The organism is Clostridiaceae bacterium, assembly GCA_012840395.1.
In the GTDB taxonomy this organism is placed as follows: domain Bacteria; phylum Bacillota; class Clostridia; order Acetivibrionales; family DULL01; genus DULL01.
In genome coordinates this window covers 1-12822 of record DULL01000008.1, presented here as the reverse complement: position 1 = coordinate 12822, position 12822 = coordinate 1, and the positions used below count along the sequence as shown (strand labels likewise).

The window sequence follows — 12822 nt, the reverse complement described above, 5'->3', positions numbered from 1 at the left end:
GGAGAATGTCATGAGAATTATTTTACTTGGAGCGCCTGGAGCAGGTAAGGGTACACAGGCAGCCATTATATCTAAAGAATTGAACCTAACACATATATCAACAGGAGATATATTTAGGTATAATATTAAAGAATCCACTGAACTTGGTAAACAAGCAAAGGTGTATATTGATAAAGGCCAACTGGTTCCTGATGAATTGACTATCCGCATTGTTGTCGACAGACTTAATAAACCCGACTGTTCCCGGGGGTTTATACTTGATGGTTTTCCCAGAACGGTAGTACAGGCTGAGAGCCTTGACGCTGAGATGTCTCAGAAGGGAACACCAATAGATTATGTTATTAATATAGAAGTCCCGGATCAAGTGGTAATAGATAGGTTATCAGGAAGAAGAGTATGCTTGGAATGTCACGCTGTTTATCATATTGTTAGCAATCCGACAAAAACTCCAAATAAATGTGATATTTGCGGGGCTGAAGTTATTCAACGATCAGATGACCGCGAAGAAACAATTAGGCAAAGACTTAAAATTTATCATGAACAAACAGAGCCTTTAATAGCATACTACAGTAGAAGAGGAATTTTGCAAACAGTTCATGGAGAATATGGAATTGAGGATTTGAACAACAAGATAATGAAAGTACTTGGTGTTAGTTAATGTTATCTATAAAGTCTAAACATGAAATAGATTTAATGAAAAAATCAGGTGAAATTTTAGCAGCTTGCCACGAGATGCTAAAAAGAATAATAGTTCCTGGCATAACCACTATAGAACTTGACAGGATTGTAGAAGAATATATTATTAAAAATGGTGGCATACCATCTTTTAAAGGTTATAAAAATGCACTGGGAGCACAGGATTTCCCTGCCAGTATCTGCACTTCTATAAATGATGAGGTTGTGCATGGGATACCTGGTTTGACAGAATTAAAAGATGGAGATATTATAAGTATCGATATCGGTGTGATTCTTAACGGATATCATTCCGATGCGGCCAGAACTTTTCCGGTTGGAAATGTATCAGAAGAAGCAAAAAAATTAATAAAAGTAACAGAAGAAAGCTTCTATAAGGGTATAAGCAAGGCAGTTCCAGGAAACAGAATAGTTGATATATCGGCCGCTATACAATCCCATGTTGAAGCAAACGGGTTTTCTGTTGTTCGTGATTACGTTGGCCATGGTATAGGTAGGGAAATGCATGAAGCTCCACAAGTACCAAACTATAGAACAAGGCAAAGAGGTCCACGGTTGATACCTGGGATGACACTGGCAATAGAACCAATGGTTAATGCAGGGAACTATCCAGTGAGATTACACAGCAACAGATGGACAGTATTAACCGCAGATGGCAGCTTATCGGCACATTATGAAAACACAATTGCCATAACTGATGAAGAACCATTGATTTTGACGATTTTGTAGTACCAATTATTTCTGGGGTGATTTGTTTGGATCTAACCTTAGGACAGGTAGTGATTTCTAAGGCAGGCAGGGATGCAGGGAAAAAGTTTGTAGTGACAGGAATTATTGATACATCATATGTTTATCTCTCAGATGGAAGTCTTAGAAAAGTTGAAAAACCAAAGAAAAAGAAAATTAAGCATATTCAACTGACAGAAATTGTGCTTCAAGATTTGGGGATGAAACTTAGGACGAATCAAAAAGTAAGTAATTCGGAGATTAGAAAGGCACTGGCAAACATTGAAGTGGTTTAAGCATTAAAATGATATAGAGAAAGAGAAAATGTGAGATTTAAAATAAGGAGGTTAGAAATTTTGTCTAAGGAAGATGTAATTGAAGTTGAGGGAACAGTAGTTGAAACACTACCAAATGCTATGTTCCAGGTAGAGCTTGAAAATGGACACAGAGTACTGGCTCATATATCTGGCAAGCTAAGGATGAATTTTATCAGAATACTGCCGGGTGATAAAGTTACCCTTGAGTTATCTCCATATGATTTAACCCGAGGCAGGATTACCTGGAGAGCAAAGTAACTAACTTATATTACGCTTAGTATAAATTTTTACCTTACCTTATTTATTGTTAAATTTATCATTAAACTAAGGTTGGATGTGCAAACATTTATTCTAAGAAGGAGGATTGAAGATGAAGGTAAGACCATCAGTAAAAGCTATATGTGAAAAATGCAAAATTATAAAAAGAAAAGGCAGAATCAGAGTTATTTGTGAAAATCCAAAGCATAAACAAAGGCAAGGTTAATAAATGTCATTTATCACTTTGGGGGCGGCTGCGTAGAACTAATAGAAATATTAGTCTATGCCCAGGGTGTTAAAATATATCAAATTCTAATTTAATTTAGAATTAGCTAGTAGTTCTAATTTGTTGATGAACAAAATATTTAGAATCAAAACTAAGAAAAAAGAAAACTGATAAAAATCAGGAAATGCAGAAGTAATCTAATAGAAATGCGATACTATGGAGGTGTTTAATTAATGGCTCGTATTGCTGGAGTTGACCTACCCAGGGATAAACGGATAGAAATAGGGTTGACTTATATTTATGGGATTGGAAGATCCTTAGCCAACGAAATTTTAGCCAAGACAGGCATTGATCCTAATACAAGAGTCAGAGATTTAACTGATGATGAGACCAATAGGCTCAGAGAAGTTATAGACAAGGAATATAAAGTTGAAGGTGACTTGAGAAGAGAATACGCGTTAAGTATAAAAAGACTTATTGAAATTGGTTGTTATAGAGGTAGAAGACACAGAGCCGGTCTCCCTGTAAGAGGGCAAAGAACAAAGACAAATGCAAGAACACGTAAGGGACCCAAGAGAACTGTAGGAGTCCAGAGGAAAAAGTAGTATGAGGAGGTAGAAGGAATAGATGGCACCTAAAACAACGGGTAGAAGAGTTTCAAGGAAAAGAAGAGAACGTAAGAATATTGAACATGGAGCCGCACATATACGCTCATCATTTAATAATACAATTGTTACCCTGACCGATACTGCAGGTAATGCAATATCTTGGGCAAGTTCCGGAGCCCTGGGCTTTAGAGGTTCAAGGAAAAGTACACCTTTTGCGGCGCAGATGGCTGCGGAAGCAGCTGCAAAAGCAGCAATGGAGCATGGACTTAAGTCAGTTGAAGTATATGTTAAAGGCCCTGGCTCAGGAAGAGAAGCTGCTATTAGAGCATTACAGGCAGCTGGTTTGGAAGTTAGTCTTATTAAAGACGTAACACCCATTCCTCACAATGGATGCAGGCCACCAAAGAGAAGAAGAGTTTAGTTAGGAGGTGTTGTATAAATGGCAAGATATAAAGATGCATCTTGTAGATTATGCCGTAGAGAAGGCGAAAAGCTTTTTCTAAAGGGTGAAAGATGCTATACCAATAAATGTTCTGTTGTTAAGAGAGCTTATGCACCAGGTCAACATGGCCAACAAAGAAAGAAACTATCTGAATATGGGCTTCAGTTACGTGAAAAACAAAAAGCAAGAAGATTTTATGGAGTTCTTGAAAGCCAGTTTAGGAAATATTTCCAGATGGCTGTTAAAAAGAAAGGTATAACTGGTGAAAACCTATTACAGATATTAGAAAGCAGACTTGATAATGTTGTTTACAGACTCGGACTGGCTACTTCAAGGCCTGAAGCAAGACAATTGATATTACACGGACATTTTACTGTAAACGGAAAGAAAGTAAATATTCCTTCTTACCTTTTGAAAGAAGGAGATGTAGTTGCAGTAAAAGAAAATAGCAAGAACTTGGAAAAATTTAAAGAAATAAGAGATGTAACTGGTGGGAAAGTTGTTCCGAAGTGGTTAGAATTTAATGAAGAAAAAATGGAAGGCAAGGTATTAATGCTTCCACCTAGAGATGAAATTGACCTGCAGGTAAAGGAACATTTGATAGTAGAGCTTTATTCAAAATAAAAAGGATTATAAAAGCTTCAAATACTGTCAACAAATTATACCAGAAAAAATTCATTATATTTTCCCGGGAAATATGGAAATCCTGGTTATTGCAACTGAATTTTTGACAATAATATACAGAGTAAACTATTATTTTATAAGACTTAATTAGTCAGTTGCCCTCAAAAAAATATTGCAGTTTAGGGGAGGGTTTTGTTTGATAGAAATAGAAAAGCCAAGAATTGAATGTATTGAAATAACTGAAGACAATAAGTACGGAAAATTTGTTGTAGAGCCACTTGAAAGAGGTTATGGAATAACTCTGGGCAATTCTTTGAGAAGAATACTATTATCATCATTGCCGGGCGTAGCTGTTACTTCAATAAAAATTGACGGAGTATTGCATGAGTTTTCCATTATACCAGGAGTGGTAGAAGATGTAACCGAAATTATACTCAACATTAAAAACCTTTCAGCAAAGTTACACTGTGACGGCCCAAAAGTGGTTTATATTGATGCTGATGGTGAAGGACCTGTCACAGCAGGTGATATTAAGGTTGATGCAGATGTTGAGATACTGAATCCTGACTTGCATATTGCTACATTGAACGGGGACAGCAGGTTATATATGGAGTTGGTTTTTAATAAAGGAAGAGGCTATGTTCCGGCTGAAAAAAACAAACAACCCGGACAGCCTATTGGTATAATACCAATTGACTCAATATATACTCCTGTTAAAAAGGTAAATTATACTGTAGAGAATACCCGTGTAGGTCAGATTACAGACTACGACAAACTAACACTTGAAGTTTGGACAAATGGCAGCATTAAACCTGATGAAGCTATTAGTCTTGGCGCAAAGATATTAAGCGAGCATTTGAATCTGTTTATTGATTTGTCAGATCATGCAAAGCATACCGAGATAATGGTAGAAAAAGAAGAAACCAAGAAAGAAAAAGTCCTTGAAATGACAGTTGAAGAACTTGATCTGTCAGTCAGATCGTATAATTGTCTTAAGAGGGCTGGTATTAATACAGTAGAAGATTTAATAAGCAGGACAGAAGAAGATATGATGAAAGTTAGAAATCTTGGCAGAAAATCATTAGAGGAAGTACTGCAAAAACTAAATGCATTAGGCTTGTCTTTAGCCAAGAGTGAAGATTAAGTACTCCATATTGCAGTAATTTTAAGAGTAAAGGAGGTATGTAGCCATGCCGGCTCAAAGAAAACTTGGACGTACAACAGATCAGAGAAAAGCAATGCTCAGAGGGCTTGTAACTTCTCTATTTGTTAATGGCAGGATAGAAACTACCGAAGCAAGAGCAAAGGAAGTTAAGAATATTGCCGAAAAACTAATAAGACTTGCTGTTAAAGAAGCGGATAATTTCACTTCTAAGCAGGTAAAGGTTTCCCATGCAAAAATAAACAGTGTAGGGAAAAAGGTTACTAAAACTGTTACATCAAAAAATGGCAGAAAATATGAAGTAGTAGAAAGAGAAGAAAAAACAGAACTGGTTCCTGTTGACAATCCTTCAAGACTGCATGCAAGAAGACAGATTTTAAAATGGCTTTATAAAGTAAAGGATTCAAAAGGAAATACCATTAAGCTTGCAGATAAGATATTTGATGATATAGCGAGCAAATATAAAGACAGGAATGGCGGTTATACCAGGATCTACAGGATAGGACCTCGTAGAGGTGACGCTGCTGAAATGGTAATACTTGAGTTAGTGTAAAGAGGAATGGGGGCACACCTCTAGCGAGGAATGTCCCCTAAAAATTTGGACACACTTCCACGGAGGTATGTTTCCAATGGATGTTGAGGGATGTCTCTTTTGAAAAAGGATATCCCCTTAATTATTATTTAAGTAGGTGCATAATTTGTGAGAGCAAATATAGTTGAAGTGAAAGATGTAAGTTTTACGTATCGGTCCGCATCTCAAAATCAAAAAGAAATAGAGGCTCTTACCGATATTAATATTAGTGTAAAAACAGGTGAGTTTCTGGTTATATTAGGAAGAAACGGCTCCGGCAAGTCCACATTTGCCAAATTGCTTAATGCATTACTTTTACCTGATACAGGGGTAGTAATAATTAACGGTTTAAGAACAGATGACCAGAACAATCTTTGGGATATAAGAAGTACAGCAGGTATGGTATTTCAGAATCCAGACAACCAGATTGTTGGAACCATAGTTGAGGATGATGTAGCTTTTGGTCCGGAAAACCTGGGGATACCGCCCGAAGAAATACGCAAAAGAGTTGATGATTCACTAAAAACTGTGGGAATGTGGGAATATAGGAAACATGCACCTCATCTCCTGTCAGGAGGTCAAAAGCAAAAGGTTGCAGTAGCTGGTATTTTAGCTATGAAGCCTAAATGTATTATACTTGACGAAGCTACTTCCATGCTGGACCCTATTGGAAGAAAGGAGTTAATGCAGGTTTTAAAGAAGTTAAACAAAGAAGAGAATATTACCATTATCCATATTACTCACCATATGGATGAGGCAAGCATGGCTGACAGAGTTATTGTTATTGATGAAGGCCGTATTGTTGTTAATGGAAGTCCTGCACAGGTTTTTTCAAATGTTGAGGAAATAAAGAGCTTGGGTCTGGATATTCCTCAGATAACAGAGCTTTTTTATGAACTAAATAAAGAAGGATATCAATTCCCTCTTGATATATTGGATGTAGATGAGGCTTCTAAAGTTTTATCGACTTATATACTCTGATACCGCCACTTTTTTCAATGTCTTCCACATTGCCAAATCTTTCTTTCATAATATTTTTATAAGTAGATCCTCCCTTGTTATGATAAGCAACAAGCCATAAGGCTCCGCCTGTATTTAAGTAATCATGGGATTTATTTATTAGATCTGTATTAAGTTTTTTCCCAGCGGCAATTGGAGGATTAGTTACGATATCATCGAATCTCAATCCGGATAAATTGGAAAATAAGTTACTTTGTATAACTTTGACCTGGAGATTGTTATTTCTAGCATTTAAAATAGAATATTCCACGGCTCTGTTGTTTATATCAGACAGAACAACAAGCAGATTAGGGAAAAGGGCTTTTAAAAACAGGCCTATTGCACCGTATCCGCAACCCATATCAAGAAGCATTTTACCTGAAGGATAAAAACTTTTTATCAGTAGCTCAGAAGCTTTGTCAATTTTATTTTTAAATGAAAAAACTCCGCTTACAGAGGTAAATTTTAATGAAACATTTTTAATTTGATAGTCAAAAGTAATTTCTTTTATTTCTGATTCAGGATTTTCTGAATAATAATGTTCTTTCACTTACATATTCCTTTCTTTAAGCTATATTATCTTACCTTTATTCCAGCACGTTCGCATTCCATCAAATTAAAACTTACTACCTGTATTTTTTATCACAAATTATTTCTATTGTCTAGGGCATGATGATTGAAATTCAAATAAACTGTGATAAAATGATTTATATATTTTTTATGCGATGAATACAGAATATTATCAGACAGTGTCAGAATCAGGAGTTTAGGATGTCGATTGTAGTTGAGAATCTTTCACATATATATATGAAGGGTAGTCCTTTTCAAAAGGAAGCTTTAAAGAACGTTAGTTTTACTATAAATAGCGGAGAATTTGTAGGGATAATTGGACATACAGGCTCTGGCAAGTCGACTCTTGTACAGCATTTTAACGGTTTGCTTAAGCCTACCAGCGGAAAAGTAATAATAAATGGGGAAAATATTTGTAACAAGAATCTCAGAGAATTGCGAAAACAAGTAGGAATCGTGTTCCAATATCCAGAACACCAGCTTTTTGAGGAAACAGTATATAAGGATATTGCCTTCGGGCTGGTTAAACAGGATTTAGACAAGGAAATAATAAGGGATAACGTTATTAGTGCAATAAATTCAGTTGGTTTAGATGAATCCATTTTAGATAAATCTCCCTTTGATTTATCCGGAGGACAGAAGAGAAGGGTTGCTATTGCAGGAGTGCTTGTAATGAATCCCAGTATATTGATACTGGATGAACCTACTGCAGGCCTGGATCCAAAGGGAAGAGATGAAATATTCCAGTTAATTAAGGATCTGCACAGCATCAGGGGAATCACAATAATATTGGTTTCACACAGTATGGAGGATGTCGCAAAGCTTGTGGAGAGGGTAATTGTCATGAATAAAGGACAGATTGAAATGGATGGCTCCATAAAAGATGTGTTCAGCAATATAGAAAAGTTAGAGAATATTGGGCTATCTGCGCCCCAGATAACTTATCTGATGAAAAGATTAAAACAATATATTCCCAGTATAAGAACAGATATATTTACTGTAAAGCAGGCAAAAGACGAAATTTTAAAGCATCTGAAAGCTAAACAAAAATTGTATTAATAATTATAGGTGAAGCCGGAATGATTAAAGATATTACATTAGGTCAATATATACCAGGGGATTCATTTTTGCATAGAACAGACCCCAGGGTTAAGATAATTCTCGTACTTTTATATATGGTAATTATTTTTTTGACAACCACATATCTGGGGTTATTAATGGTGGTATTATTTACCCTGATAGGAATAATAGGTTCAGGTATTCCCTTAAGATATGCACTCAGAGGAATGAAGCCAATAATAGTTATTCTGTTATTTGCCACCATTATAAATATATTTACTGTGGATGGAACACCCATATTTGAATACGGGTTTATAACAATAACATATGAAGGACTGGATACAGCTGCAAAAATGTCAATAAGACTTGTACTGCTTGTAGTATCTGCTTCTTTGCTTACCCTTACAACCACCCCCATAATGCTGACAGATGGAATTGAAAAGCTTCTGGGACCATTTAAAAGAATAGGTGTTCCAGCTCATGAAATCGCTATGATGATGACTATTGCTTTAAGATTTATCCCTACTCTTTTAGAAGAAGCTGATAAAATTATGAAAGCCCAGTCAGCCAGAGGAGCTGACTTTGACACCGGGAATCTTGTTGAAAGAGCAAAAAGTTTTATTCCTGTACTTGTACCCTTATTTGTAAGTGCTTTCAGAAGAGCCGATGAATTAGCAACTGCCATGGAAGCAAGATGCTACAGGGGAAGTACGGGAAGAACCAGGATGAAACAATTGAAAATAACACAGATTGATGTGTTGATGATAATAATTATGCTATTATTTTCAGTTCTGGTAATGTATATTCAATATGCTTAAAAAATGTATGGCCAATATGGCTAAATGTAGATACTGATATATATGGGTCGTATATGCTGATATATATGGATTAATACTAATGGCCTTTCAGGAGGTATTTATGTATTATGTAGGAATTGATCTTGGAGGCACAAAAATTGCAGCAGGTCTGGTTGATAAGCAGGGGAAAATACTAGCAAAAGCAAGCACAAGTACAGGAAAAGAAAGACCTGCTGATGAAATTATAAAAGATATGGCTATGCTGGCTAAGCAAGTTATCGATGACTACGGGATAGAAACAACCAGTGTGAAAAGCATAGGAATAGGCTGCCCCGGCATTGTTAATGATAAGGATGGTACTCTTATATATGCAAATAATATTCCTAATCTGTCAAATAAAAACTTAAGAGCAGGAATCCAAAGATATATCAATTTGCCTGTCATACTTGATAATGATGCGAACTGTGCAGCTCTTGCAGAAAGTGTAGCAGGAGCGGCAAAAGATGTAGACCATTCAGTAACTATTACTCTAGGAACCGGGATAGGGAGCGGAGTGATTATCAACGGCAGGATTTACAGCGGTATGAATAATGCCGGTGCTGAGCTGGGACATATGGTTATCGCAATGGGAGGGAAAAAGTGCAATTGTGGCAGATCAGGATGTTGGGAAGTGTATGCTTCGGCGACTGCACTGATAGAGCAGGTGAAGGAAGCGATTAGAAAAAACCCTGATTCTCTGATATACAGATTGGTTGAAGGTGATCTTTCTAAGATTAATGCAAAAGTAGCTTTTGACGCAGCAAAAGCAGGAGATAGCACGGCTGTCGAAGTAATAAACCGTTATTACACATACGTGGCTGAAGGTATAATCAATACTGTTAATATTTTTTGTCCGCAGGTAGTAGTAATCGGAGGAGGTATTTCCAAACAAGGGGAATATCTGTTGAAGCCCATAAGAGAAATGGTTAATAAATACATGTTGTTTAAGGGCAATTCTTCAATGGAAATAAGAACAGCAAAAATGGGAAATGATGCAGGAATAGTAGGAGCTGCCATGCTGGGCAGAGATTAGGATACAGATAGAATGCTGTTTAGGATACTTATTAGGAGACTGTATACTGATGAGAAATATAAAGCTAACGATAGAATATGACGGTACGGGTTACCATGGTTGGCAGACCCAGGCTAATGCTGTTACGGTACAGGATACTTTAGAAAAATGTATAAAGAAACTGACAGGAGAAGATTGTAACCTTATTGGTTCGAGCAGAACTGATGTGGGAGTTCATGCTTTAGGACAGGTAGCTAATTTTTACACCAATTCAAAAATACCTGCCGAAAAGTTCTCCTTTGCTTTAAACAGCGTACTTCCCGACGATATTGTAATTGTATCATCTGAGGAAGCAGGCCCTGATTTCCATGCGAGATTTCATGCAAAAGCGAAAAGATATTTATACTATATTTATAATTCTACTTTTCCCTCAGCCCTGTTAAGGAACAGGGCATGGCATGTGCCTTATTCTTTGGATATATCTTTAATGGAGAGCGCATCAACCTATTTGAAAGGCACTCATGATTTTACTGCTTTCAGGGCCGCGGGAAGCACAACAAAGACAAGTATTAGAACTATAATGGATATTACCCTGGTAAAAAAGCAAAAAATAATAGAAATTGATGTACTTGGAAACGGGTTTCTCTATAATATGGTTAGGATTATAGCGGGTACTCTTGTTGAGGTGGGAAGAGGTAAAATTTGTCCGGATTCAATTCCTGCAATTTTGGAGAGCCGTGACAGAAGCAATGCGGGAATAACAGCCCCTGCACACGGGCTCTATCTGGCGCAGGTTTTTTATTAAATCTAATAAATGAAGCAGGATTATTTTAGAGTAATAGTAATAATACACTTAAATAATAGAGAAAATAAAAGATAAATTAAAATATCAGCAAATTAAGCTTGACATGTTATATATACCTGTATTAGAATAATACAGTGTCGAAAATTTGGTTTATAAATAGTTCTAATAAATAGAGCTAAAAGGTGATAATTACTATACTATAAACAGAATAAGAATTGTTGTTAGGAGGTTAGAAAGCTCAATGAAGACTTATGTGGCAAAAGCCGAAGGAATCCAGAGGAAATGGTATGTAGTTGATGCGGAAGGCAAGCCACTGGGAAGGCTGGCAAGTGAAGTTGCAAAAATATTAAGAGGTAAACATAAACCTGAATATACCCCACATGTAGATACAGGAGATCATGTAATTGTTCTCAATGCAGAAAAGGTTATATTGACAGGGAAAAAGCTTGATCAAAAATATCACAGATATTACACTGGCTATCCTGGAGGACTAAAAGAAATCAAGTATAGAGATTTTCTGAAGAGAAGGCCTGAACGTGCAATAGAAATTGCTGTGAAGGGTATGCTTCCTAAGAATAGTTTGGGAAGAGCTATGTTTAAGAAGCTTAAAGTGTACAAAGGAAGCGAGCATAAACACCAGGCTCAGAAACCAGAAATTCTGGACTTGAATATTTAGTTTGAAGGAAGGAGTATGTTAAAATGGCAACAGTGCAATATTGCGGTACTGGAAGAAGAAAAAAATCCATTGCAAGAGTCAGACTAATACCTGGAGATGGAAAAATAATAATTAATGAAAGAAGTATAGATGATTATTTTGGTTTGGAGACATTAAAGGTTATAGTTAGGCAGCCTTTAGTACTTACTGGAACAGAAGGTAAATATGATGTGCTTTGTAAGGTAGTTGGAGGTGGATTCACTGGCCAGGCAGGAGCAATAAGGCATGGCATTGCAAGAGCTCTTACTGTTGCTGATGAGTCGCTTAGACCAGCTTTAAAAAAGGCTGGATTCCTTACAAGAGACCCAAGAATGAAGGAAAGAAAGAAATATGGGCTCAAAAAAGCTCGTAGGGCTCCACAGTTTTCAAAGAGATAATATTTGTTTCATTACACACGAGTTTGTTCAAACTTACAAAGTTTGTTTACGAGTTACCCAACCGTCAGGGGGTTCATTCCCTTTGGCGGTTTTTATTTTTGATGAATTATTAATAATAAATGATATAATATATTAGACACCAAATGGAATCGGAGATGTTTTAGTAAGTCATGCAGAATATGTATATTAGTTAGAAACGGTAAAGAATAATTACATAGTATGGCATAATATATATCCCATGTCCAGTTGTAGAATTTTATGAATTAGGGAATATTTAAGTTTTGAGATTGGAGAGTATAAAATGAAAAATCTAATTTTTATAAATGGAACTATGGGCGTAGGGAAAACAGCAACAAGCAGAGAATTGCAAAAACTTTTACCAAATTGTGTTTTTCTGGATGGTGATTGGTGTTGGGACATGTCTCCTTTTATTGTGAACGATGAAACTAAAAATATGGTAATTGATAATATTTGTTATCTCATAAATAATTTTATTTCATGCTCAGTGTATGAAAATATTATTTTTTGTTGGGTAATGCATGAGCAAAGTATTATTGATGATGTGCTGTCCAGGTTAGAAAAACATGATTATATATTATATAAATTTTCTCTAGTATGTTCAGAACAAGCATTAATTTCACGAATTGCAAAGGATATAAAAATGGGAATGAGGACTAAAGATGTTATTAATAGAAGTATAATGCCCCCCATTGTCAAGACAATTTTTCAGCTTTTCTAAGTTAGATTCTCCTTTCTTTAAATTTCTATATTTTACATTTATTTACTATGTCTGAGGATGTCAAGGGCGAGCGTAAGCGAGTT

18 protein-coding genes and 1 pseudogene are annotated in these 12822 nt (G+C 36.1%); 18 read left to right on the top strand and 1 reads right to left on the bottom strand.

Translation table 11 applies throughout. From position 1 onward, the window contains the following. Positions 1-10 precede the first annotated feature (10 nt). From GXX20_00630 to GXX20_00580, 11 genes are all read left to right on the top strand, one after another. Entirely contained in the window at positions 11-658 is a 648-nt protein-coding gene (locus GXX20_00630; protein ID HHW30172.1) for an adenylate kinase, read from the top strand. Next, a complete protein-coding gene (gene map, locus GXX20_00625; protein HHW30171.1) occupies positions 658-1422 on the top strand; it encodes a type I methionyl aminopeptidase in 765 nt (254 codons plus the stop codon). Before GXX20_00630 ends, map begins: the two co-directional genes overlap by 1 nt. A gap of 26 nt (positions 1423-1448) precedes the next feature. Then, entirely contained in the window at positions 1449-1715 is a 267-nt protein-coding gene (locus GXX20_00620; GenBank protein ID HHW30170.1) for an RNA-binding protein, read from the top strand. A gap of 60 nt (positions 1716-1775) precedes the next feature. Next, a complete protein-coding gene (infA, locus tag GXX20_00615) occupies positions 1776-1994 on the top strand; it encodes a translation initiation factor IF-1 (GenBank protein ID HHW30169.1) in 219 nt (72 codons plus the stop codon). 112 nt (positions 1995-2106) lie between these two features. Then, positions 2107-2220, top strand: coding sequence for a 50S ribosomal protein L36 (rpmJ, locus tag GXX20_00610; protein HHW30168.1), 114 nt, complete (start codon positions 2107-2109; stop codon positions 2218-2220). Positions 2221-2453: 233 nt separating this feature from the next. Beyond that, positions 2454-2825, top strand: a complete 372-nt coding sequence (rpsM, locus tag GXX20_00605; protein HHW30167.1) for a 30S ribosomal protein S13 — start codon at positions 2454-2456, stop codon at positions 2823-2825. 22 nt (positions 2826-2847) lie between these two features. Next, positions 2848-3249: a 30S ribosomal protein S11 gene (gene rpsK, locus GXX20_00600; GenBank protein HHW30166.1), complete on the top strand. Its 402-nt coding sequence runs from the start codon at positions 2848-2850 to the stop codon at positions 3247-3249. A gap of 18 nt (positions 3250-3267) precedes the next feature. Beyond that, on the top strand, positions 3268-3894 hold the full coding sequence (gene rpsD, locus GXX20_00595) for a 30S ribosomal protein S4 (GenBank protein ID HHW30165.1): 627 nt from the start codon (positions 3268-3270) through the stop codon (positions 3892-3894). 196 nt (positions 3895-4090) lie between these two features. Next, positions 4091-5038 carry a DNA-directed RNA polymerase subunit alpha gene (locus tag GXX20_00590; GenBank protein ID HHW30164.1) on the top strand — a complete coding sequence of 316 codons (948 nt, stop codon included), beginning with the start codon at positions 4091-4093 and terminating at the stop codon, positions 5036-5038. A gap of 46 nt (positions 5039-5084) precedes the next feature. After that, positions 5085-5609, top strand: coding sequence for a 50S ribosomal protein L17 (gene rplQ, locus GXX20_00585; GenBank protein ID HHW30163.1), 525 nt, complete (start codon positions 5085-5087; stop codon positions 5607-5609). A gap of 147 nt (positions 5610-5756) precedes the next feature. Continuing rightward, on the top strand, positions 5757-6608 hold the full coding sequence (locus tag GXX20_00580) for an energy-coupling factor transporter ATPase (GenBank protein ID HHW30162.1): 852 nt from the start codon (positions 5757-5759) through the stop codon (positions 6606-6608). Here the strand turns inward: GXX20_00580 and GXX20_00575 are convergent. Beyond that, the gene (locus GXX20_00575; GenBank protein ID HHW30161.1) at positions 6580-7176 is read right to left on the bottom strand and encodes a class I SAM-dependent methyltransferase; all 597 of its coding nucleotides are present in this window, start codon (positions 7174-7176) and stop codon (positions 6580-6582) included. The two genes, GXX20_00580 and GXX20_00575, sit on opposite strands and share 29 nt — an antisense overlap. A 221-nt stretch (positions 7177-7397) precedes the next feature. Between GXX20_00575 and GXX20_00570 the strand changes: the two genes are divergently transcribed. The 7 genes and pseudogenes from GXX20_00570 to GXX20_00540 all read left to right on the top strand — a co-directional run bounded on the left by GXX20_00570 (position 7398) and on the right by GXX20_00540 (position 12700). Further along, the gene (locus GXX20_00570; protein HHW30160.1) at positions 7398-8255 is read left to right on the top strand and encodes an energy-coupling factor transporter ATPase; all 858 of its coding nucleotides are present in this window, start codon (positions 7398-7400) and stop codon (positions 8253-8255) included. A 20-nt stretch (positions 8256-8275) separates the two neighbouring features. Then, positions 8276-9073: an energy-coupling factor transporter transmembrane protein EcfT gene (locus tag GXX20_00565; protein HHW30159.1), complete on the top strand. Its 798-nt coding sequence runs from the start codon at positions 8276-8278 to the stop codon at positions 9071-9073. Positions 9074-9173: 100 nt separating this feature from the next. Then, on the top strand, positions 9174-10124 hold the full coding sequence (locus GXX20_00560) for an ROK family protein (GenBank protein HHW30158.1): 951 nt from the start codon (positions 9174-9176) through the stop codon (positions 10122-10124). 49 nt (positions 10125-10173) lie between these two features. Next, on the top strand, positions 10174-10908 hold the full coding sequence (gene truA / locus GXX20_00555; protein HHW30157.1) for a tRNA pseudouridine(38-40) synthase TruA: 735 nt from the start codon (positions 10174-10176) through the stop codon (positions 10906-10908). A gap of 241 nt (positions 10909-11149) precedes the next feature. Further along, entirely contained in the window at positions 11150-11584 is a 435-nt protein-coding gene (gene rplM, locus GXX20_00550) for a 50S ribosomal protein L13 (GenBank protein HHW30156.1), read from the top strand. Positions 11585-11607: 23 nt separating this feature from the next. Then, a complete protein-coding gene (gene rpsI, locus GXX20_00545) occupies positions 11608-12000 on the top strand; it encodes a 30S ribosomal protein S9 (GenBank protein ID HHW30155.1) in 393 nt (130 codons plus the stop codon). Positions 12001-12301: 301 nt separating this feature from the next. Then, positions 12302-12700 (top strand): annotated as a pseudogene (locus GXX20_00540) (AAA family ATPase). The last annotated feature ends 122 nt before the right edge of the window (positions 12701-12822 follow it).

Bases quoted from the DNA above. Each gene is read 5' to 3' on its own strand.
- GXX20_00630 (HHW30172.1), top strand. From the start codon at position 11: ATGAGAATTATTTTACTTGGAGCGCCTGGAGCAGGTAAGGGTACACAG.
- map (HHW30171.1), top strand. From the start codon at position 658: ATGTTATCTATAAAGTCTAAACATGAAATAGATTTAATGAAAAAATCA.
- rpsK (HHW30166.1), top strand. From the start codon at position 2,848: ATGGCACCTAAAACAACGGGTAGAAGAGTTTCAAGGAAAAGAAGAGAA.
- rpmJ (HHW30168.1), top strand. From the start codon at position 2,107: ATGAAGGTAAGACCATCAGTAAAAGCTATATGTGAAAAATGCAAAATT.
- rpsI (HHW30155.1), top strand. From the start codon at position 11,608: ATGGCAACAGTGCAATATTGCGGTACTGGAAGAAGAAAAAAATCCATT.
- GXX20_00565 (HHW30159.1), top strand. From the start codon at position 8,276: ATGATTAAAGATATTACATTAGGTCAATATATACCAGGGGATTCATTT.
- rplM (HHW30156.1), top strand. From the start codon at position 11,150: ATGAAGACTTATGTGGCAAAAGCCGAAGGAATCCAGAGGAAATGGTAT.
- rplQ (HHW30163.1), top strand. From the start codon at position 5,085: ATGCCGGCTCAAAGAAAACTTGGACGTACAACAGATCAGAGAAAAGCA.
- rpsM (HHW30167.1), top strand. From the start codon at position 2,454: ATGGCTCGTATTGCTGGAGTTGACCTACCCAGGGATAAACGGATAGAA.
- GXX20_00570 (HHW30160.1), top strand. From the start codon at position 7,398: ATGTCGATTGTAGTTGAGAATCTTTCACATATATATATGAAGGGTAGT.
- GXX20_00560 (HHW30158.1), top strand. From the start codon at position 9,174: ATGTATTATGTAGGAATTGATCTTGGAGGCACAAAAATTGCAGCAGGT.
- rpsD (HHW30165.1), top strand. From the start codon at position 3,268: ATGGCAAGATATAAAGATGCATCTTGTAGATTATGCCGTAGAGAAGGC.
- truA (HHW30157.1), top strand. From the start codon at position 10,174: ATGAGAAATATAAAGCTAACGATAGAATATGACGGTACGGGTTACCAT.